At 58.3% G+C, this 21,285-nt stretch carries 21 protein-coding genes; 8 read left to right on the top strand and 13 right to left on the bottom strand.

The window, feature by feature from the left end; all coding sequences use genetic code 11:
- Nucleotides 1–82: 82 nt before the first annotated feature.
- The 3 genes from ACEVJL_RS14020 to ACEVJL_RS14030 all read left to right on the top strand — a co-directional run bounded on the left by ACEVJL_RS14020 (nucleotide 83) and on the right by ACEVJL_RS14030 (nucleotide 3,480).
- A complete protein-coding gene (locus ACEVJL_RS14020) occupies nucleotides 83–1,276 on the top strand; it encodes a LuxR C-terminal-related transcriptional regulator (RefSeq protein WP_374738196.1) in 1,194 nt (397 codons plus the stop codon).
- 114 nt (nucleotides 1,277–1,390) lie between these two features.
- Entirely contained in the window at nucleotides 1,391–3,019 is a 1,629-nt protein-coding gene (locus tag ACEVJL_RS14025) for a hypothetical protein (RefSeq protein WP_374738197.1), read from the top strand.
- The gene (locus ACEVJL_RS14030) at nucleotides 2,986–3,480 is read left to right on the top strand and encodes a hypothetical protein (protein ID WP_325207074.1); all 495 of its coding nucleotides are present in this window, start codon (nucleotides 2,986–2,988) and stop codon (nucleotides 3,478–3,480) included. The genes ACEVJL_RS14025 and ACEVJL_RS14030 overlap by 34 nt, the downstream gene beginning before the upstream one ends.
- Here ACEVJL_RS14030 and ACEVJL_RS14035 read toward each other — a convergent pair.
- Nucleotides 3,420–4,328 carry a LysR family transcriptional regulator gene (locus ACEVJL_RS14035; protein WP_374738198.1) on the bottom strand — a complete coding sequence of 303 codons (909 nt, stop codon included), beginning with the start codon at nucleotides 4,326–4,328 and terminating at the stop codon, nucleotides 3,420–3,422. The two genes, ACEVJL_RS14030 and ACEVJL_RS14035, sit on opposite strands and share 61 nt — an antisense overlap.
- Before the next feature lie 122 nt (nucleotides 4,329–4,450).
- On the opposite strand from ACEVJL_RS14035, the gene ACEVJL_RS14040 reads away from it, so the two are divergent.
- Genes ACEVJL_RS14040 through ACEVJL_RS14050 form a run of 3 tightly spaced genes read left to right on the top strand, consistent with a single transcriptional unit; the run spans nucleotide 4,451 to nucleotide 6,756 of the window.
- Nucleotides 4,451–5,029, top strand: a complete 579-nt coding sequence (locus tag ACEVJL_RS14040) for a chromate transporter (protein ID WP_302668197.1) — start codon at nucleotides 4,451–4,453, stop codon at nucleotides 5,027–5,029.
- A complete protein-coding gene (locus tag ACEVJL_RS14045) occupies nucleotides 5,026–5,595 on the top strand; it encodes a chromate transporter (protein ID WP_374738199.1) in 570 nt (189 codons plus the stop codon). Before ACEVJL_RS14040 ends, ACEVJL_RS14045 begins: the two co-directional genes overlap by 4 nt.
- Before the next feature lie 48 nt (nucleotides 5,596–5,643).
- The gene (locus ACEVJL_RS14050) at nucleotides 5,644–6,756 is read left to right on the top strand and encodes an anaerobic sulfatase maturase (RefSeq protein WP_374738200.1); all 1,113 of its coding nucleotides are present in this window, start codon (nucleotides 5,644–5,646) and stop codon (nucleotides 6,754–6,756) included.
- Nucleotides 6,757–6,800: 44 nt separating this feature from the next.
- Here the strand turns inward: ACEVJL_RS14050 and ACEVJL_RS14055 are convergent, their stop codons facing one another.
- The 6 genes from ACEVJL_RS14055 to ACEVJL_RS14080 all read right to left on the bottom strand — a co-directional run bounded on the left by ACEVJL_RS14055 (nucleotide 6,801) and on the right by ACEVJL_RS14080 (nucleotide 14,038).
- Entirely contained in the window at nucleotides 6,801–7,904 is a 1,104-nt protein-coding gene (locus tag ACEVJL_RS14055; protein WP_302668194.1) for a GntR family transcriptional regulator, read from the bottom strand.
- 13 nt (nucleotides 7,905–7,917) lie between these two features.
- Nucleotides 7,918–9,270, bottom strand: coding sequence for a sulfatase family protein (locus ACEVJL_RS14060; protein WP_374738201.1), 1,353 nt, complete (start codon nucleotides 9,268–9,270; stop codon nucleotides 7,918–7,920).
- 1 nt (nucleotide 9,271) lies between these two features.
- The gene (locus tag ACEVJL_RS14065; RefSeq protein WP_302668192.1) at nucleotides 9,272–10,792 is read right to left on the bottom strand and encodes a tripartite tricarboxylate transporter permease; all 1,521 of its coding nucleotides are present in this window, start codon (nucleotides 10,790–10,792) and stop codon (nucleotides 9,272–9,274) included.
- A gap of 18 nt (nucleotides 10,793–10,810) precedes the next feature.
- Nucleotides 10,811–11,323, bottom strand: a complete 513-nt coding sequence (locus tag ACEVJL_RS14070) for a tripartite tricarboxylate transporter TctB family protein (RefSeq protein WP_110442309.1) — start codon at nucleotides 11,321–11,323, stop codon at nucleotides 10,811–10,813.
- A gap of 92 nt (nucleotides 11,324–11,415) precedes the next feature.
- Nucleotides 11,416–12,405, bottom strand: a complete 990-nt coding sequence (locus tag ACEVJL_RS14075) for a tripartite tricarboxylate transporter substrate-binding protein (RefSeq protein ID WP_110442308.1) — start codon at nucleotides 12,403–12,405, stop codon at nucleotides 11,416–11,418.
- Between the two features lie 295 nt (nucleotides 12,406–12,700).
- Nucleotides 12,701–14,038: an MATE family efflux transporter gene (locus tag ACEVJL_RS14080; RefSeq protein WP_374738202.1), complete on the bottom strand. Its 1,338-nt coding sequence runs from the start codon at nucleotides 14,036–14,038 to the stop codon at nucleotides 12,701–12,703.
- A gap of 93 nt (nucleotides 14,039–14,131) precedes the next feature.
- Here ACEVJL_RS14080 and ACEVJL_RS14085 point away from each other — a divergent pair, with 93 nt between their 5' ends.
- Nucleotides 14,132–14,941: a MerR family transcriptional regulator gene (locus ACEVJL_RS14085; RefSeq protein WP_374738203.1), complete on the top strand. Its 810-nt coding sequence runs from the start codon at nucleotides 14,132–14,134 to the stop codon at nucleotides 14,939–14,941.
- Between the two features lie 2 nt (nucleotides 14,942–14,943).
- Entirely contained in the window at nucleotides 14,944–15,624 is a 681-nt protein-coding gene (locus ACEVJL_RS14090) for a CatA-like O-acetyltransferase (protein WP_374738204.1), read from the top strand.
- 109 nt (nucleotides 15,625–15,733) lie between these two features.
- Here the strand turns inward: ACEVJL_RS14090 and ACEVJL_RS14095 are convergent, their stop codons facing one another.
- From ACEVJL_RS14095 to ACEVJL_RS14120, 6 genes are all read right to left on the bottom strand, one after another.
- Nucleotides 15,734–17,005 (bottom strand): aspartate aminotransferase type Ic, encoded by a 1,272-nt coding sequence (locus tag ACEVJL_RS14095; protein WP_374738205.1) that lies wholly within the window; start codon nucleotides 17,003–17,005, stop codon nucleotides 15,734–15,736.
- Between the two features lie 91 nt (nucleotides 17,006–17,096).
- Complete coding sequence (locus ACEVJL_RS14100) at nucleotides 17,097–17,765, bottom strand: aspartate/glutamate racemase family protein (RefSeq protein ID WP_374738206.1); 669 nt, start codon at nucleotides 17,763–17,765, stop codon at nucleotides 17,097–17,099.
- 17 nt (nucleotides 17,766–17,782) lie between these two features.
- Nucleotides 17,783–18,640 (bottom strand): hypothetical protein, encoded by an 858-nt coding sequence (locus ACEVJL_RS14105; RefSeq protein WP_374738207.1) that lies wholly within the window; start codon nucleotides 18,638–18,640, stop codon nucleotides 17,783–17,785.
- 13 nt (nucleotides 18,641–18,653) lie between these two features.
- A complete protein-coding gene (locus ACEVJL_RS14110; protein WP_325207822.1) occupies nucleotides 18,654–19,595 on the bottom strand; it encodes an aminopeptidase in 942 nt (313 codons plus the stop codon).
- A gap of 14 nt (nucleotides 19,596–19,609) precedes the next feature.
- Entirely contained in the window at nucleotides 19,610–20,281 is a 672-nt protein-coding gene (locus ACEVJL_RS14115) for an AroM family protein (RefSeq protein ID WP_374738208.1), read from the bottom strand.
- A 59-nt stretch (nucleotides 20,282–20,340) separates the two neighbouring features.
- Nucleotides 20,341–21,279 (bottom strand): DUF1177 domain-containing protein, encoded by a 939-nt coding sequence (locus tag ACEVJL_RS14120; RefSeq protein ID WP_325207820.1) that lies wholly within the window; start codon nucleotides 21,277–21,279, stop codon nucleotides 20,341–20,343.
- Nucleotides 21,280–21,285 lie beyond the last annotated feature (6 nt).

Genomic DNA, 21,285 nt, shown 5'->3' on the forward strand with positions numbered 1-21,285 from the left:
TCCCCTCTCTTGCCCCCCTGGCCCGACATCTTCTATAATAAAAAGGAAGAAACGGTTATTTTTGGAGGTTCCTATAGACTATATGACTGTACGGCAGGCCGCCGAAAAATGGAATCTCTCCCCCCGGAGCGTACAGCAGCTGTGCACCCAGGGGCGAATTCCCGGCGCGGGGAAATTTGGAAAGGCATGGGCCATCCCCGCCGATGCGGAAAAGCCCGCCCATCCCCAACAGGGGGAAGGTTCCCCCTCCCTGAAATCCCCCGAGCCGGAGGACGTGTGCGACAGCGGGATGCTCATGCCCCTGATCAACACCCCCTTCTTGCCGGGCCGCTGCCTGGAGACGGCGCAGGCCATGGCAGAGGGGCCCCAACGGGATATCGCCCTGGCGGAGTACCACTATTTCAGCGGCAGGCCGGAACAGGCGGCGCTGGAAGTGGAGCCCTATCTCAACAGTCCTCACATGAGGTCCCAGCTTTCCGCATGCCTCATCTATGCCTACGCTAACCTGTCCCTGGGGCGTATCCAGCGGGCCGGGTTTGCTCTCCGGGCACTGGACAAGGCCCTGAACGAGGCGGGAGGACAGTCGCCCCAGCTCCAGGCGGCAGCGGGATTTGTGGCCGCGGCGGGAGCGGTGCTCCTCCATCTGCCTCTGCCCCAGGGGCTGCCGGATATGCAGAGCTTTCTGCCTCTCCTCCCTCCTGGACCACGAGCCTTTGCCCTGTATGTCTACGCCCACTACCTCTATTTGCAGCAGCAATACGGCCAGAGTATCGGCATTGTGGAGGCCACCTTGTCCATGGGAGCGGAACAATACCCTATCCCGGCCATCTACCTGCACCTGGTGGCGGTGATGAACTGCATGAGCCTGCGCCAGACGGAGCGGGCCAAGGCCCATCTCCTGGCAGCCTGGGACCTGGCCCGGCCCGATGGGCTCATCGAGGGGTTTGGGGAACACCACGGCCTGCTGGGTGGCATGCTGGAGTCGGTCATCAAGCCCGGCTGGCCCGAGGACTTTAAGCGCATCATCGACATTACCTACCACTTCTCTGCGGGATGGCGCAAAGTACACAACCCGGTGACCGGCCACGATGTGGCTGACGACCTGACCACCACGGAGTTTGCCGTGTGCATGCTGGCGGCCCGGGGATGGACCAACGAAGAGATCGGAAAACACATGAATATTTCGGTAAATACGGTCAAACGGCACCTGTCCAGCGCCATGAAGCAGCTGGGCATCACCCGCCGTCAGGACCTGAAGCAGCATATGCTCCTCTGATCGCATGCCTCCGGGACTCCCCGGAGGCATGACCCATTTTTGGGGGTGAAATGGGTAATAGTTTGCCGCCTTTGATTATGGTAAAATAAAACTATGTGAAATTGGGGTGAGCAAATGGAGCAGTTCTACTTTTCTCAGGAAATTCAACAGAAGCTTTTTTCCATATACCAGAGCAGTCTGACCATGATCGAGGCGCCTGCGGGCTATGGAAAAAGCACGGCCGTTCGCTGGGTGATGCGGGATATTCCGCCGGAGCAGGTCCGCTGGTTTACTGCGGTGAGCTTTCTGCAGGACACCAGCCTGGACTGGTTTATCCGGCAGATCGGCACTTTGGACAGCGACGCGGGCGCGGCCTTGCGGAAGCTGGGCTTTTTAAACCGCAGCAATGTGAGCGATGCGGCGGATATTTTATCCCGGCTTTCCATTTCCACTCCCTGCTATCTGATTCTGGACAATTTCCAGCTCATCGGCGATAACTGGCCCCTGCCCCTTCTGCAGGCCATGGCGGACCGTCCCCGGGACGGGCTGCATGTGGTGCTGATCTCCCAGAACTTTAAAAAGCTGCGGGCGGTGTTCGAAAGCTCCTCCGGCGTCTCCCGGTTAAACTCCCGGGATTTTCTGCTGGGCAAGAAGGACATTCTGCAATACGCCCAGCAGTTGGGGCTGACCTTGTCTAAACAGCAGGCGGATACCGTCTATCGCAATACGGAGGGCTGGGCGGCCGCGGTGGCGCTGTATTTGAAGAGCTTGCAGGACAATCCCGACAAGCTGCCGGAATTTCGCGATATGGACGGGCTGCTCCATGAATTCTTCTGGAGAAAGGTTTCCTGCAAGGAGCAGGAGATGCTGCTGCGGGTGGCGGTGTACGACTGCATCCAGGAGGACCAGCTGCCGGACATTGCCCCCGGCCAGGAGGTAGCCCTGAAAAATCTCCTGGTGCGCACGCCCCTGATGCACCACGACCTACGGGCGAGAGCCAGCTATCCCCATGAGCTGCTGCGGCATTTTCTGCTGGAAATGCTGGATACCATGCCGCCGGACTTCCGCTGTCAGGTGTATGAGGGGGCCGGAGAGATCTACCGCCGGACGGGAAACAACAAAAAGGCGGTGGAGTGCTTTTTCCAGGCGGGCAACGATGAGCGGCTGCTCTCCTGCGAATTGACCGGTCTGATGGGAGAGACCTTCGGCTCGGTGAGCTACACCTCCCTGGCCCGCCGGGTGCTGCAGCGCTGTCCCCCGGAGACGCTGGGCCGCTATCCCCTCTCCATGCTGCGTTTGTGCCTGGCGCTGTTTGGCGGCACAGACTTTCCGGGCTTTGAAGCCGCGCTGGAGCAGAGCCGGGAGATCGTGGAGAAGCTGGGCAGCCAGCAGCTGATGGGCGAGTGGTATCTCCTCTCTGCCTTCCGGGAGTTTCCCGATATTCCCCGCATGAAGGCCCAGTATCAGCAGGCCGCCCAGCGGATGAGCGCCCCCTCCCAGCTGTTCAATCGGCGGGAGCCCTACATGTTCGGCACCACCTCCATGTGGTATCTCTTCTACCGCACGCCGGGCAAGATGATGGAGACGGCCGATGAGCTGCGGGATATGCTGGAGGTCTACAATCCCCTCACCGGCAATCACGGCGCGGGGCCTACGAGCTCTATCTGGGCGAGGCCCTCAGCGTCCAGGGGCGCTTTGACGAGTCGGACATCTATGCCCACCGGGCGGCCATGCTGTCCGAGCAGTGGCAGAACGCCACCGTGACCTACGGCGCGGCCCTGCTGCTGGGCATCAACGCCATCTACCAGTCGGACATGATCTCCCTGCAGAAGGCCATTGAATACCTGGAGACCAAGGCTTTGGCCTACCCCTTCCTGCAGCACACCGCCATCAACACCCAGATGGCAGAGACCGTGCGTACCTATCTGCTGGGCCTGATGATGGAGCCCGACCGCTCCGTGGCCTGGGCCAGAGGCTCGGCGGATATGCTGGGGGATCTCACCTTTACCAACTTCATGGCAAAGACCAACCGCATCACCGACCTCATCTTGAAAAAGAACTACAAGCGAGCCATCGCCAGCGTGGAGGCCTCCCTCCAGCTGGATCCCCGCCTCATCTCCCTGTCCACCCGCAACTTCATGTGCGTGGGCCTTGCCCTGTGCTATCAAGTGTTGCAGGCCCCATCGCTTGTATCCGGAGGAGAGGGAAGCTCCCGGCTCATCTGATCAAAGCAGTCCATCAGTTCCTGGGCGGAGGAGGTCAAAAACTTGTGCCGGTGCCAGACAATGTAGTTTTCCCGCTCAAAGGTCTCGTCACACAGCTGCTTGGTGGCCACCAAGCCGGACTGGACAGCACCGCTTACCAGACGCTCCGGCAGAAAGGAGATACCCAGCCCCAGGTGTACTGCCTGGATGATGGCCTGGGTACTCACGCTCTCCATGGTGGGCACCAAGGGCAGTTCATGAATGGCAAAGACTCGCTCCACAAAGGCGCGGCCTACACTCCCCTTGTCCCGGAGCAGCAAAGAATCTTGGGCCAGATCCTTGAGCTCCAGACGCTCCTGATGGGCTCTGGGGTCATCCGGCGGCAGGATGGGCACCAGCCGGTCGGGGGCAATGGCCCGTCGGGCCAGCTCCTCCTGCCCTACGCTCCCCTCCATCACGGCAAAGTCCAATTCGTTGTCCAGCAGAGCTTGCTGAAGGGCCGCGCCGTTGGACACCACGGAGCGGATCTGCAAATTGGGATGGGACTGCTGAAAGCGCACCAGCACCCGGGGCAGCAGGTCGGTACCCAGGGCAATGGTGGTCCCAACCCGGAGAAGCCCCAGCTGGTCCCAGTCCCGCAGGCCCTTCTCCATCTGGTCAAAGGAATCCACAATGTGGACCGCATAGGTGTAAAACATGGTACCGGTCTGGGTGATGTAGAGCTTGCGGTTGATGCGCTCAAAGAGACGGATGCCGTAGTACGACTCGATCTCCTGGATGGCCCGGGTGACGGCGGGCTGGGTCATGCGCAGCTGTTGGGCGGCCTTGGTGATGTGCTGCGTCTGATAGACGGCCAGAAAAATTTTCATATGGCGGAGCGTCATGGCCTGGACCTCTTTTCATGCTGATTTCGTTATGGATCTGATAAAAAGATAGCATTTTACTCATTCATCCCGGGCAGATATAATGGAGGGGAAAGGAGCGGGATGCTATGGCGCGGGAGGACAAAAAAGGGACCTTATTAAAGCTGTTTTTCAGTATGCTGTATATCAGTGCCTTCACCTTTGGGGGAGGCTTTGTCATCATTACCTTTATGAAGCGGAAATTTGTGGATGAGCTGGGCTGGATCGATGAGCAGGAGATGCTGGATCTCACCGCTCTGGCCCAGTCTTCCCCGGGAGCCATTGCGGTCAACGCCGCCATCTTGGTTGGCTGGCGAGTGGGAGGATTTCCGGGTATGGTCACGGCGGTCATCGGCACCGTGCTGCCCCCCATCACCATTTTGTCGGTGATTTTCCTCTTTTACGCCGCTTTTGCCGCCAATCCCTATGTGGCCCTGGTGCTTAAAGGGATGCAGGCGGGCGTGGCGGCCGTCATTCTGGATGTGGTGTGGGGCCTGGGAGCCAACGTGGTGAAGACCAAGTCCTCCATCCACATGGTAGTAATGGCAGCTGCCTTTATCGCCACCTTTGTCTACGGTGTCAACGTGATCTACATCATTTTGGCCGCCGGACTGCTGGGCGTGGTGCTTGCCATGCTCCAGCGGAAGAAGGGAGGGGAACTCCAGTGATCTACTTGCAGCTCTTCTGGAGCTTTCTCCAGATTGGCCTGTTCTCTGTGGGAGGCGGCTATGCTGCCATGCCCCTCATTCAGGCCCAAACCGTTCAGCTTCACGGTTGGCTCACCATGAACGAGTTTACCGACCTGGTCACCATTGCGGAAATGACCCCCGGCCCTATTGCCGTCAACTCGGCCACCTTTGTGGGCATCCGCATTGCCGGGCTGCCCGGAGCGCTGGTGGCCACTCTGGGGTGCATCTTTCCGTCCCTGTTTATCGTCTCCCTGCTGGCTTTTATCTACTATCGGTATAAAAATTTGTCTATTCTCCAGAGTGTACTGGCCGGCCTGCGCCCGGCAGTGGTGGCTCTCATCGCCTCGGCAGGTCTGTCCGTCCTGATCCAGGTGGCCTTCGGCGGAGCAGAAATGGCCATTGTCAATGTCAACTGGGTTGGCCTTGTGCTGTTTGCCGCCGCCTTTGCCGCTCTGCGGGGGCTGAAATGGAACCCCATCCTGGTGATGGTGCTGTGCGGCGTGGGCAATCTGCTGGTGGGACTGGTGCTGCAAACCATTGGCTGAACCCTGTGAATCTGGTATACTAAGCAAAAGCCTCAGGGAGGGGAGACCATGAAACAGCTCACCTTTTTAGTGAAACCGGCCTCCAGCCTGTGCGGCCTGCGCTGCCGCTACTGCTTTTATGAGGACGTGGCCCAGTGCCGGGAGACCCAGAGCATGGGCATCATGTCCCATGAGACGGCCCGGAACCTGCTGCGTGCCGCCGCCCAGGCGGCCCAGCCTGGGGACGTTATTCAGATCACCTTCCAGGGAGGCGAGCCAACCCTGGCGGGGCTGGACTTTTTCCGGGATTTTGTGGCCATGGAGGGGGAGCTCATCCCCTCCGGCGTGACGGTCCACCACTCCATCCAGACCAACGGCATGGCGGTCACGGCGGAGTGGGCGGAGTTTTTCCAAACCAATCGTTTCCTGGTGGGCCTCTCGTTGGACGGCACCCGGGACCTTCACGACGCTCTGCGGGTGGACCCCCAGGGCAAGGGTACCTGGAACCGGGCGGTGGCCGCCCTGCACGAGCTGGACAAAGCGGGAGTGGAGACAAACCTTCTCTGTGTGGTCACTGGGCCCATGGCCCGCAGCCCTCAGAAGGTATACCAGTCCCTCAATAAATTGGGCAATCATCCCCTCCAGTTTATCCCCTGCCTGGACCCGCTGGAGGCTCCCAGGGGCAGCATGCCCTACTCCCTCTCGCCCCAGCGCTACGGCCACTTTCTGTGCGGCCTGTTTGACTGCTGGTACCGGGACTGGCAGGCCGGGCGCTATGTGAGCATTCGCCTCTTTGACGACTACCTGCGTATTCTGGCCGGGAGGCCGCCCAGTACCTGCGCGGCCTCGGGGGCCTGCGGCAGCTACCTGGTGGTGGAGGGAGACGGCAGCCTGTACCCCTGTGACTTCTTTGTGCTGGATGAGTGGTACTTAGGAAATATCAATGAGACCGGAGTGACGCAGGCTATGAACAGCCCCCGGAGCCAGGAATTTTTGGCACGGGGCCGCACCCGCCCGGAGGGCTGTGCCCAGTGCCCCTACCTGGCCATCTGCCGGGGCGGCTGTCCCCGGGATTGGACGGCTTTCGGGCCCCAGGGGGAGAACTACTACTGCCCCGCTTTCCGGCAATTTTTCGACTATGCTCTGCCCCGCCTGCGCCAGGCGGCGGTAACTCTGCGATAAGTAAAAGCTCTGAGCGGTTCCTGTGGGGGCCGCTCAGAGCTTTTTTACAAGGTTCGGATAGAGGTGCCCTCATAAATTTTGGGCTTCATGACGTAGGTATAGTTTTTGTCGTCGCAGTCCCGGCGCTCGATCATGGTCATCAGCCGGGTGGCCACCAGGCGGCCCATCTGCCTGCCCTGGTGGACGGAGCAGGTGATCCCCTCCGCCTCCCAGTCCGGCCCGGAGTAGTCAAAGCACACCAGGGAACAGTCCTCGGGCACCCGCTTGCCCTGCTCCTCCAGCACCCGGCGCACCAGGCGGTAAATCATGTAGTTGCAGCACACAATGGCAGTGTACTTGGGCAGCCCCTTCAAGAAGCGGTCGATGGAGCGGGCAAAGCGCTGATCGTGGGCCTCGTTGGAGACGCACCACTTGATGTAGTCGTCCTGGAACTCCACCCCCCGCTTCTGCATGGCGGCGGCGGTGCCCTGGAACTTTTCAATGCTCTGGTAGTTGTCGTAGACAAAGATCCCCGCGATATGCCGGTGGCCCCGCTCGATAAGCAGGCCGATGAGCCGGTCGGCGCACTCCGTGTCGTTGACAATGACCCGGGGACAGCGGAGATTTTTGTAGTAGTTGTTGTAGAAGATCACTGGGATGTGCCGCCGGTAGATCTCCTTATAGCAGTCCAGATTGGGGTTTAACAGGCTGGCCTTCACTCCGTCGATGATGAACCCCTGAAAATTCTGGTGGACCACCGCCTGGAGGCAGCTGCGCTCGTTGGAGAACTTGTTGTCGGTAAAGAACACCCGCAGGTCCACCTGGTCGGCGGGCAGCACGCTTTTGATGCCCTCCAGCAGCTCGGAGTTGGCGTTGGTGTCCTGGCCCTGGAGAATGAGACCGATTTTCAGCGGGGCGGAGCCGATGCCCAGCTCCCGGGACAGGGCGATCTCCTTGTTGATGTAGGTGCCGCTGCCCTTGACCCGCCGCACCAGCCCTTCCTGGGCCATGCGCTCCAGAGCAGCGCGCACCGTCTCACGGCTCATGTCCAACCGACGGCACAGTGCGTTTTCCGAGGGCAGCCTCAGGTTGCCGGAAAACTTGTTTTCATCGATGTAGGCCATCAGCCAGCGGTAGACCTCTTCCGTCTTTTTCCCGGAGCCCGCCAAACAAACCCACTCCTCAGTCCGTGATGGTGGGGCGGTATCCCTCCGCCTTTTCGATCCAGTCCAGCAGGCGAGCGCGCATGTCTGCCTTGGCCTGAGCATAGGCCGGGTCGGCCACCACGTTGTTCAGCTGCCAGGGGTCGGCCTTCAGATCGTAGAGGAAGTCGTCGGCGTAGGTGTCCGACGCGGCGGCCTCGCCGCCGTTGACGCCGGGGGCGTACACGGAATAGAGATAGTCCGGGGTGCGGACACAGCGGCCCACCCGGCTCTCGGAGATCTGGGCAAACACCTGATTAGGTCTATTATCCGTTCTTTTTTCCACCACGTCAAGGAGATTCTCCCCGATCATGGCCTCGCCCACATCCACGCCCGCCAGGGCCAGAATGGTCTTGGGCAGGCTCTCGGTGGAGACCAGCTCCTCCACCGCCACGCCGCCCTTGTAGGGGCCGCCGGCGATGACCAGGGGTACGTGGAGGGCGCCGTCGTGGCAGGTACGCTTATAGTCGTCGTAGCCGTTGAGGTGGCTGTCCCGGTTGCGGGTGAGGAAGTGGGAGCCGTGGTCGGAGGCAAAGATGATGACCGTGTTGTCGTACAGGCATTCCCTCTTCAAACGCTCCACCAGCCGGCCCAGGTTCTCGTCCAGGCTGGCGCACTGGCCCAGGTAGTCGGGGTACTCCTCGGCGGCGTTGCCCTTCAAAACCTCCAGGTCGTGGGGAAGGATGAAGTTTTTGTACTTCTCCTTGGAGCCCTCGGGGCCCTCATAGTGGCCACGGTCGTTCTGGTGGTGAGGCTCGATCTGGGAGATGGTCATGAAGAAGGGCTTCTGTTTGTCGTACTGGTCAAAGAACTCCAGGGCCAGGTCGGTCATGCAGTCGGCCCGGTAACCCTTGAAGTCGATGCGGTTGTTGTTCTCATCAAAGACATAGCCGTCGTAGCCGTGGGAGGTGAACTCCAGCACGTCGGCCGCCCGCCAGAAGCCGGTGTAGCCGCCCCGCAGCTCCTTGGGGATGGCGGTGATGGTGTGGTCGATGGTAGGCTTTTTCTCTAACTCGCCGTCGCTGGCCAGATGCCACTTGCCGATGTAGGCGGTCTCATAGCCCGCCTCCTCAATGTAGCTGCCCAGGGTCTTCATGTTGGAGGGCAGCATGATATTGTTGCGGAAGCAGCCCGTCTCGGTGGGGTATTTGCCCGTCTGGAACAGGGCGCGGCAGGGGCCGCACACCGGCTGGGGAGAAAAGGCGTTGTCAAACTTCACGCCCTCCCGGGCCAGCTGGTCCAGGTTGGGGGTGATGTTCAGGGGCTGGCCAAAGCAGCCGCAGGTGTCCCAGCGCTGCTGGTCGGTAAAGTAAAAGATGATATTGTATGCCATATCAGTTGTTCTCCTTCTGGGCCGCGGCGGCAATCTTGGCGGCCTTTTGTTCCTTCAGCTTGCCGCGGACGATGGCGGCCACAGCGATGATGATGAGGGCCAGGAAGATCTTGCAGTAGATGCTCTGGAGGAAGATGCTGGGGTCGCCGTTGGAGATGAGCAGCGCCCGGCGGAAGTTGGTCTCGGTCATGCGGCCCAGCACCAGACCCAGTAGGATGGGCACGGGAGGCAGGTCCAGCTTGCGCAGCACCCAGGCCAGGGCGCCGAACACCAGGGCCACCGCCACGTCAAAGTAGTTCTCGTTGACGGAGTAGGCTCCGGCAAAGCAGAAGATCACGATGATGGGGGTGAGGATTTCCTGGGGAATGGAGACTACCTTGGCAAACAGAGTGGTGAGGAACTTGCCCTGGATGAGCATGAAGATGTTGACCAGAATGAGGCCCAGCATAATGGCGTACATAATGTCGCCGTCGGTGGTGAAGAGGGACAATCCGGGGTTCAGGCCGTTGATCATCAGGGCGGAGAGCATGATGGCCACGGTACCGTCGCCGGGGATGCCCAGGGTGAGCAGGGGGATGAGGGTGGCGCCGGTGACGGCGTTGTTGGCCGACTCGGCGGCGGCGATGCCTTCCACAGAGCCCTTTCCAAATTCCTCGGGGTGCTTGGATAGGTTCTTGGCGGTGTTATAGCTGAACCAGGAGGCCTCGGAGGCGCCGGTGCCGGGGACGATGCCCACCATCACGCCGATGAGGGAGGACATAAGCACCGGGCGGATCATCCGCTTGAATTCCTGGCGGGTGATCTTGCCGTCGTCATGCATCTTGGCGGTATCCAGGCGCAGCTCGCCCAGCTTCTTTTCTGCCTTGGCCAGGATCTCCACCAAGGCGAACAGACCGATGAGGCACACAGCCAGGTCCAGGCCTAAGTACAGACGGGGGATGCCGAAGGTAAAGCGGTCATAGCTGGTCATGGGGTCGGTGCCCACGCAGGAGATGAGCAGGCCCAGGCAGGCGGAGACCAGACCACGGATGATGCTCTTGCCCGACACGCCGGCGATGATGGTCAGACCGAAGACGCAGACCATGAAGTACTCGGCGGTGCCCAGCTGGGCGGCGATCTTGGCCACCTGGGGCCCCAGGAACAGCAGCATCAGGGCGGAGAACACGCCGCCGAAGGTGGAGGCGTACAGGGCGATTTTCAGCGCCGCCTTGGTGCGGCCCTGGCGGGAGAGCGGGTGGCCGTCCAGCATGGTGGCCGCGGCGTGGGGCGTGCCGGGGGTGTTGATAAGGATGGCGGACACGCTGCCGCCGTAGCCGCCGGCGCAGTAGATGCCCAGCAGGAACATCATGCCGGGGATGGCGGTCATGGTGTAGGTGACCGGCAGGAACAAAATGACGCACAAAATGACGCTCAAACCGGGGATAGCGGCAAAGACCGAGCCTACAAATACGCCGATGTTGATCCACAGGATATTTTCCAGCGTGAAGAGAAGGCCGGTGGCCGGAACGATATATTGCAGCATAAGATGGCCTCCTCTCGTTTAAAAGTCCACATGCAGGACGAACCGGAAGGCCGCCCAGATGGCTACCGCAAGGGTCAGGGTAATGACATAGTACGAGGGCTTTTTACAGCGGAAATAGACCAAAAAGCCCAGGCAGCAGAAGATGGCGCCCACCACAAACAGGTCGGTGTAGCGGCACAGCAGATAAGTTACTACCAGAATGGCCAGAATGACCAGGGCTTTCAGCTCGGTCTGCAGGTTGATGACCTTCCAGTTCAAAGGCTGCTTGGTGATAAGCTTATAGATCTCCTTGGCCACCAGCATGGCGCAGCAGATCATCATGACCACCATCAGCAAGGTGGGGAAAGCCCGGCCGTTGACGGTGTCCTTCTCCGAGATGGCCACCTGCTGCGGCAGGACATACAGGATGGCCAGGGCAAACAGGAAAAACAGCACGCCCACGGTGAGGTCCACCGGGATGCGCAGCTCCTTTTTGCTCAGGCGCTCTCCCCAGCGGTCCATGCGGGCGTGAAATTCATTGACCCATTTCATTCAGAAACCTCCTTCACACACCAAAATCACAGAAAAAGGGGATGGGAGGGATTTTACCCATCCCATCCCCCAATTGTTACGGATTGGCAGGATCAGCCGGCAACGAGATCCTTGTACTCGTTGACGATGCTCTTTACATTTTCCACGTGGGCGTTTACGTCGTCCTGGCTCATGGTGTCAACTTCCAGCAGCATGGTGTCCTGCAGCCAGGTGACCACTTCCTCGTCGGCCAGGATCTTGTCGTACAGCTCCTTGAGCTGGGCCACAGTTTCCTCATCGGTGCCGGCACGGGCCATGATGAAGCAGCGGTTGCGGAAGTAGGGATAACCCTTCTCGCCCACACCCTCGACGCCGGCGAAGGGGCCGTTCTCGATGGCCTTCTCATCAAAGGCGCACACGATGTTCACGCCGCCCTGCTGATAGGTCTCCAGGATCTGAGACTGGTGGGAGACGGCGAACTGGGTCTCGCCCTTGGCCACGGCCTGGGCGGCCTCGGCGGCGGACTGGTAGGCAACCAGCTTCAGCTTGTCGCCGGCGCCCATCTTGCCGAACAGAGAGGCGGCCAGGAAGGCCTCGGAGCCCACGGCGCCGTTGACGGCCACGCTGATCTCATTACCCTGAGCCACATAGGCCTCCAGGTCGGCGATGGTCTTGATGTTCAGGCTGGCCTCGGCGGACAGAACGAAGATGGAGGAATACAGGTTCTCCACGAAGACGAAATCGTCCTGAGTGAACTGCAGCTTGGCGGGATCGATGATGGAGGTGATGGACAGCAGGCCCTCACCCACGAAGACCAGCTCAGGAGCGTTGGCCTTGGTATCCATGACCCAGGTGTTTACGGTGGCGGCGTCGCCGGCAATGGCCTCGGCCACCAGAGTGATGTTGTCGGAATACTGGGTGGATTTCGCCGCCGTCTTCTGGCTGACCATGGCTGCCACGCCGGAGGGAGCCCAGGGGCAGGTGACCTTCCAGCTGGAGCTCTTACCGGAACCGGAGCTGCCGCCGTTTCCGCCGCTGCAGCCGGCAAGCAGTCCAACTGTCATGGCCATTGCAAGAGTCATACTAAGTAGCCGCTTTTTCATTCTATTCGCTCCTTTTCAATTTGTATCATTTATCCAGTTTTTAGGCATCATATCGCGCCTGTTGTATTTAATTTACCATCTGAGGACTGCATAATTCAACAAGTCTTGAGAAAAATACGATAAAGTTGTATGGTTATAGTGCAATTTTTCAAATGCTGTATTGTAATTTAAAATTGTTTGTGCAACTTAAATAATTTTAGCCAAAAAAATTATGCAAGGTCCCATGGAGCAAGTTTACAGATACAAAAATAGGCCCGCTGCGGATTGCAGCGGGCCGTATGATGCGGAAAGGTACTTATTCCTCTCCACGCTTTTCGTCGAAATATGTGATGCCCAGGGCGACCAATAGGGTCAAAACCTCGGCAAAGGGGACCGCGAGCCAGACGCCATTGAGTTCCAGCAGCTTGGGGAGCAACGTCAAAAACAGAAGCAGCAGGGCAAAGGAGCGCAGGAAGGTGATGATGCCGGACAGGTGTCCCTTTCCATAGGCCATAAAGCGGATGGCGCAGAAGATGCTGATGCCCGAGAAGAGAAAGCCAAGTCCGTACAGCCGCATCCCGGAGACAGCCAGAGTGTAGACACTGCTTTGCGGCTGGGCAAAGAAGCTCACCCCCAGCGGAGCCAGGAAATAGGTCATGGCATATAAAACAAAGGGAGCAACCGTAAAGAAGCGCCGGGCATAGGACTCCAAAACCCGGCAGACATCCCGCTGACCGTCACCGTAGGCGTAGCCAAGGGGCGGTGCGATACCCATGGAGAACCCAAAGTAGATGCCGATGACCAAAAATTGCAGATACATGATGATGGAGACCGCCGCAATGCCGTCCTCTCCGGCGAAGACCATGGCGGTGCGGTTAAACACCACTGTGGTAATGGCAATGGCCAGCTGATTGACACATTCTGAAACGCCATTGACCATACAGCGGGAGGCCAGAGAGGCTGTCAGACCGCGGGTAGTAAAACGAAAGATTTTCTTCCGCGCGGCAAAATAGAATATGCCCATGCAGAAGGAAAGAAGCAGTCCCAGAATGGTTGCTGCGGCAGCACCCTGGATGCCCATGTCCAGCCGGGCCACCAGCAGATAGTCCAGCACAATGTTGCAGATCCCGCCGGCCAGCGCGGTCAGAAAGCTGTATGTAGGCGCTCCGTCCACCCGAATGAAATAGGTGAACAATTCCTTGCCGATGACCAGCGGAGCGCCCATCAGCCACCAGATTGCGTAGGTTTGACAGTCTGCCATGGTGGCGGGGGTAGCCCCCAGCCAGTACAGCACAGGGGACAGATTCAGTCCAAAAAGCAGGGAGATCCCGCATCCCAGAAGAAGAGAGCAAATGAGACTGACAGAAAAGGCGCGGTTGGCCTCCTCCTCTCGCCTGGAGCCGATGAGCAGAGCGGCTACCGCACTGCCGCCGGTGGCAAAGATCAGGGCGATGCCGTACAGCACATTAACAATGGGGTATACGATGTTGATGGCAGCCAGAGCGTTGGTGCCAACATAGGAGGAGACAAAAATGCCGTCCACAATAGTATATAATGTATTGAACAAGGAAGTCAGGTAGGTTGGGACGATAAAACGCAGAACCGCGCGAAACCGGACCTCACTTGCAGAAGAAAATATCAAGGTTTTTTCCATTCCAATCCCTCCGGATGTCATTGTAAACCTTTAAGGCCCTTGAAGGTCAAGAGGACATATGATACGATAACAACCACTGAGATAGGTGATGTTATGGAAAAAACGTTTCAAATTGGAGAGATTGCCCGCTTTTTTGATCTGGCCCCATCCACGCTGCGGTATTGGGAAGAATGTGGGATTTTGGCGCCGGACAAAAATAAGGAGAATCAGTACCGGACCTATTCCGTGTCCGACCTGATGGCCATTTCCGATGCTGTGTTTTATAAGAGCCTGGGGCTCCCCCTCAAGCAGATCCGGGACATGGAACAAACAACGCCCGGTCAGCACAGGGAGTTGCTGGAGGAGAAAATGGGCGAACTGGTGGCATTGCAGGAGCAGGTGCGGCTGCGGATGGAAAAACTGCGCTGCCATCTGGCGGCCATTGACGAGGTGGAGCGGTTAAGAACGCGGCCTTACGCCATTGAGGATATTGATACGGAGTGTATCGTCTCCTTTGACCTGATCGAGCAGGACAAGCTGCGCCAGTACATCGGAAATCCGTATCTCTATTCACGGGTACAGCACTCCTGTTGTTTGCAACAGGAGCACCGGGGACTGACGGTGCCGACAGAGCAGCTGGACCAGTTCCCGCCCGAGCAGATTTTGTGGCAGAATTGCGGCGGCACCTATGCCGCATGCCTGATGAGAGAAGAACATACCCAGCCCTACAAAAATAACCTGCAGCAGCAGCTTGCCCATATCCAGAAGTCATACCGGACGGGAGCCGTTATCAGCCGGTTTTTGCTGTGTGCCCGGGAAGATGGAGAGTTATACGACTTTTACAAGACCTTTGTGGAGGTCTTCCCCAAGGAGCGGGACGGGCAGGCAGAGCCCAAATACAGTATTTTTTTAAAGGAGAATTGACGATGGGTTATCAAGAGATCAATCTGGAGACCTGGCCCCGCAAGGAGCACTATCTCCATTTCACCCAACAGGCAAAGTGCTTTCTGTCCATCACAAAGGACGTGGACGTCACCCAGCTTCGGGCTGCGGCAAAAACCTGCGGCAGAAGCTTTTATATCGCCTTTTTATATGTGATCTGCAAGGTGATCAACCGGCACAGCGAATTCAAGCTGGCCTATCTGCCTCAGGAGGAAAAGCTGGTGCAGTGGGATGAGGTCCTCCCCTCCCATTTGGTTTTCCACGAAGAGGACGAGACCTTTACCTGCATTTGGTCCCGATGGGAGCCGGACTTTGAAGTGTTCTACCGCGGGTGCCAGGAAGATATCGCGGCGGGCAAGGAATACCGAGGCTACCGTGTGCCGGGGATGCCGGAGAATACATTCTGCGTCTCCTGCCTGCCGTGGATCAAGTATTCTGCCTTGGATATCAACCTCTGCGGGGACGGACTATTTCTGGCGCCCATGATCAGCTGGGGAAAAGCGGAGCTGGACGGCGGCCGCATGAGGATGCCCCTCTCCTTTGAAATCCATCATGGAGCGGCAGATGGCTTCCATATTGCCCGCTTTTATGACGAAGTGGAGCAGGAAGCAGCTGCACTGGCGGAGTATCTGTCGGCCTTTGGCGGGAAACGCACCTGCTGCTGACAGCGGACGATATAGCGACCAAAAGAGAAAAGCGTACCGGAAAAGATGATCCGGTACGCTTTTTTGTAAAATATAGCGTGTACTGAGGGGGAAAATGAGAAGACAGGGGTTAGCTGTTTTGGCTCATCTGTTCAAAGGCGGCGCACTTTAAACAGCAGCAAAATACGTCCATGGCCTGCTGAAGTTCAGACACAGAGGGATACGAGGGGGCGATGCGAATATTCTGATCCTTTGGGTCGATGCCATAGGGGAAGGTGGCCCCTGCGTTGGTCATGATCACACCAGCCTGCCTGCAGAGCTCAATGGTGCGTTTAGCTAGCCCGGGAAGGGTGTTTACCGAGACAAAGTAGCCGCCTTTGGGGCGATTCCAGGTGGCCAGTCCCAAGGGTGCGATTTCCTTCTCCAGGGTGCTTGTTACCACATCAAACCGTTGCTTTAAAATCTCGGCATGCTGCTTCATGAGGTCTAAAACATGGGCCTTGTCTTTCAGATACCGAACATGCCGCAGCTGATTGACCTTATCATAGCTGATGACCTGGACATCCAGCAGTCGGAGCATATACTCCATATTTGCCTGGCTGCAGGCAAAGCATGCCACGCCGGCACCCGGGACGGTGATTTTGGAGGTGGAAGCATATTCAAATACCATGTCCGGATTTCCGTTTTGTGCGCAGAGACTTATGATATCGGCAAAGGGGAGGAATTCCCCCTCAAACTCATGTACGCAATAAGCGTTGTCCCACATCAGCAGAAAATCCGGAGCGGCAGGTTTCATAGCGGCCAGGCGCTGGACGGTTTGGGCAGAATAGACGATTCCATCCGGATTGGAGTATTTCGGAACGTTCCACATTCCTTTCACACACGGATCCTGAATCAGCTGTTCCACCACATCCATGTCGGGGCCTTCCGGCGTCATAGGTACGGTAATCAGTTCAAATCCGAAAGACTCTGTGATCTTGAAATGCCGGTCATAGCCGGGAGCGGGACAGAGCCATTTGAGCCCCTTTTGTTGACTCCAGGGCCGTTCGCTGTGCAGCAGACCGTGGGTCATGGCCTTTGCAATGGTATCATACATCAGGGTCAGACTGGAGTTACCGCCCACGAATACCTGTTCAGGAAGACAGCCAAGCAGCTCTGCGAAGAGACTTCTTGCGCTGGATAAACCGGCGATCTCGCCATAGTTCCGGGCGTCGATGCCGTCGTCAAAGCACTCTGCGGGGTCGGTCAATGCGGTGAGAAGGCCGGAAACCAGGTCCAGCTGCTGCCGGCCGGGTTTGCCACGTGCCATGTTCAGCTTGAGCCCTTGGTTCATCCAATCCTGATACTCTGCCTGGGCCAAGCTGCATTGGGTCAGGACATCACTGGAACAGACTGTATGCATATCAACACCTCATATTCTCAGACATTGCTCATAACAGTGAGTATAACACCGAAGGAATATTCTGTTTTTAAAAGGGCTAGACCAATATAGTTCATTGGGTTCGAGCGTCTTTTCGAATCAGTTCGAAGAGGGTCATCAGACCCTCGCACATTACAGGGTCCAGCACGGGAAGGCCGGTTTCTCGTTCCAGGGCCGGAGCAATTTGAATGCTGGACATCCCGGTGCAGCTTAGAGCGATGACGTCTGCGCCCAGCTGCTTTTGCCGCTGTGCCTGCTCCACGGTGGCGGAATACCCCTGGGGCGCCATTAAGTCGAGGACGCTCTCGACACCCTTGCCGCGGGCGTTATCTACAATATGATCGCCAAAGACTCGCTGATAACCGGCCGGAACATCCTCGGTGATTCCCAGCACAGCGGGGTGGCTGCCATAGAACATGCATAGGGCAGCAGTGCTCTCCCCAGCCCCGATGACCGGGATGGGAACTGCCTGGCGCGCTTGCGCAACTCCGGGGTCTCCGGCACAGCTGACAATGATCGCGTCAAAGCCCTCTTGCCACATTTCTTTTGCCATAGCCACCACCTTGGGAGCGCCTAAGGCCATAGTCTGGTCGTCGTGGATTCCCTCCGGCTGGTCTGGGATACAACGGGATTCGACCTGCAGCATGGGGAAATACTGTTCGATCAGCGCCCCGTGCATCTGCATCAGCTGGGTGTCGTCTGTGGTCAATACGCGGATCAGGCCAACTCTGTATTTTTTCATATCATACTCCCCTGCCTTTATGACATTTTAATGGAATGAAAAATAGTCTGCTTGTTGGCGTATGCGCAGGAGCGGTGCTGGCTGCAGCCGGAACAGGGATAGGTACATTCCGCTAAGCTGTCTGCATCCACAGGCGGCTGGGACGGAAGGGCTTTGATCTGTTCTACCAGGTGGAGGACTTTTTCCACTTCTTCCTGCTCCCCTTCAATCTGAATCGCTACGGAGGCTTCTGCACCGGAAAATCCACCTTTGGCAAAAACCAGAGCGTTTACACGGGCATAGGACTCAATGGCCTGGGCCTCGGTCAGAACTTCTCCCGGTATGGGGGCAAGACTGCAGGCCATGCCATAGGAAAAATCACACTTTTTTCTGGAAATCTGCGGGTTCAACCGGGTCAGATCCCCTGGGATGAGCTTCATCACACTGGTCAGGATCAAGGTGCGGATCCCTTCCGTATAGAGGAAGGGCATGCAGGTCCCATAGCCGCCCCCACCGGAGCTGCCGATCAGCAGTGCGGCATGGCCAAACGCATCCAGTGCGTTTGCTCCGGTTACAAACAGATCATCAGGTCCCATTGCTTGCAGGGTTTGCTCCAGACAGGAATCAACATTTCGGATTTCTCCCCGCTCATAGAGCAGAAAATGGGCGCCCTGGCTCTCCACGTAGGATCGTTTCATCCCGTTTTTTGTAATTCGTCCGCAGATACGCATAGGGGTGTCAGCCAACAGCGCAGTCAGACAGGAGACAGTGGAGGAGCCTTTGAACAGGATTTTTCCCTGGGAGAGGTAGGGGGCGAACAGGCTGCTGTCCAGGATGCAGCGGGCAATCAGCCATTGGCATTGCGTGCCCCAGAGGGTGAACTGTGCGACCGCCATGGACAACCTCCTCTCAGATCTGGAAAGCTCCGTCCTTCAGGACCAGGACATCATCCAGGTAGAGCGTGGGATTTTTGATGATTCCGTCGATGTGGCAGTCCGCTTTATTTGTTCCGCCAAATCCTATGTTGGTGCCAAAGGCAATGTGCACGGTCTGATAGGCCTTCTCATCCTCCAGAATCACGCCGGTCAGTCTGGCGGCGTAGTTGGTGCCGATGCCCAGCTCACACAGGGTGGCATTGCGCTCATTGTTCAGCAGGAAGCCCACCTTTTCAGCCTCTGCGCCCTGGATACTCTGCAGCTTTCCGTCCTTTACCTGCACCTGAAGGGGGGAGTCCAGCAGACCGATGCCTACCATGGAGCCGTCAATGATCATAGAACCGTTGGAGCCGCTTTCCAGCGGGGCGATGTAGGCCTCTCCGGAAGGGAGATTTCCGGCCTGGCCCTTTTCCCGGTACACGCCGGGGCTGGGAATGCCGGGGCGGCCAGCCAGATCCAGAGTCAGTACATGGCCGTCTTTTTCGATGCGCGCGGTGGAAGCCTGGGTGAGCATCTCAGTCACCCGGTTGGTCAGCTCCATCACGGTATCGTAGTCCGCGGTCATAGCGCCCTGACGGAACATGTCCTCCGTGATATTGGGCATGGTGGCGATCCGCGCCCCGGCCTTTGCCGCTTCGATCTTGGCGCGGGTGTGGGTGATGGAGGTGCTCATGGGGCACAAAACCACATCGGCGGCCTTCATGGCGGCGGCAATGGAGGCGGGAGGCTCCTGCCCGGATACCTCACGGGGAGACATGGTTACCAGCATGGCGTCCGCGCCCAGTTCCTTAGCTGCTTGATACAGTGCCTGGCCGATCTGAAACTTTTCGTCGTCCGTCACCACCAGTACCGTCTCCCCCGCTTTTACATCCATGCAGGACGTCAGTACACGGGTTCCGATTTCTACCAGATTCATAATATACCTCGCTTTCAAGATAACAGTTCCATCAGAACTCGGGTGGCCAGGGTGCGGGACAAAATGACCAGCTTTCCCGAGATTTCATGGAACTTGGCTTTCATTTCTGCACTGTATCCAATGCAGTCCATCACCACCAGGTCCACGTCCATTTCTGCTGCCTGGCGGGCTGCCCGGTCCAGCTCCTCGGGGTTTCCGTAAGGAGAGGCGGGAATCACGGTGACTTGGGAAACATATTCCCTCCATTTGCTCTCCGATTGGGCCACCTGCTGGGGCGTGGGGGTAACAACGGCGATCCTGCTTCGACCGGCCAGAGCTGGCACCAGGCCGTTGAGAACCTTGCAGGGGAAAATCAGAGGCACCTTGGAGTGAAATACGGCAGGAAAATCTCCAGTGCAGAGGAACAGAATTAGTTCTACACCCTGCTGCTCCAGCTGGTCAATGCAATTTTGCAGTCTGGGGAGGATATAACGCTCGGCAAAGACGGCGGAGCTTCCGTCCCGCAGGCGGGAGATCAGCACATAGTCGTCCGGGCCGGGCTGAAAGGCTTCGATCTCTTCCCGGGTAAGACCATCCAGACCGCCGGCCTGGAGAAGCTCCACCTGGTCCCCCAGCAGGGGGAGAATGTCCTGGGTCACGTCGGTTCTGGGAGATTGGCCGATGGTGATAGCGCCCACTTTGATCATAGTAGAAGACCCTCCTTTTTGCAAAATGCGGCCCTGGATGGACCAGGGCCGCATAGCTGTTATTGTTTGCCGAAGCCCTGGAAGTGACTCATATCGCCATAGAGCGCCTGGATGCGGGCAAACTCCTCCTTGTCGTAGAAGGACAGCTCACCGCGGCCAAAGGCCTTGGCGGCCTCCAGCATAAAGCGGGCGGCTTCCTCGATGTCGGCAAAGTGGCTGGCGCCGGTGGCGCAGCCGGGCACCGGGGTCTGGGTGGCAATGGCCACGCCTACCACCGGGGCTTTGGTGGCGGTGGCGGGCTGCAGGATGCTGTTGAGGTGGTACAGGTCGTTGCCATAGGGGGTGATATCCTGCTGGGAGAGGGGGAAGACATGGGCGGGCTTGCCCAGGGTGATCTCCATGAGGTCCACCAGGTCGCTGCTGACCTTCAGAATGTAGCCCTGCATGACGGTGGGAGAGATGGAGAAGTCCCGGGTGTTGATGATCTTATTGCCCTTGGTGGTGTCCACAGAGAGGATGGCGTCCAGCTCGTCAGTGACCTCCTCCCGGTTGACCTGAGCCATCTCCACCGGGGAGTCCATGAAGGGAACGGGGGTGTGAGGACGGGTGGGGGCGTTGGGGCAGACGTGGGTGGAGATGAACACATCTCCCTCCAGATGGTCGCCCTTTACCTTCATGTCCAGCAGCTTGGCAGCCACCGACAGGGCGCACAGAGCGCCGTCGCCGTCGGAAACGAAGCCGATGCGCTCAGGACGGGCGCCCAAGCCGCCCAGACGGCCCAGCAGGCCGATGGTGGGAGCGCTGCCGCCGGAGGACTTGCCCCGCGTGCCGGGGATGCGCACCTTCACCATGTCGGTTTTCCCCTTGGGGCCCTGGAGGGTGTAGACCTCAATATTGGCCTGGGGATCGATGGCGCGCAGGTACTGCTCCACGGCCGCGCCGGAGGCGGAGGGAGAATCGAGAATGTCGATGAGTTCAATTACTTGCTTGATAAGCATGGGAAA

Source organism: Flintibacter porci (assembly GCF_041925195.1).
In the GTDB taxonomy this organism is placed as follows: domain Bacteria; phylum Bacillota; class Clostridia; order Oscillospirales; family Oscillospiraceae; genus Lawsonibacter; species Lawsonibacter porci.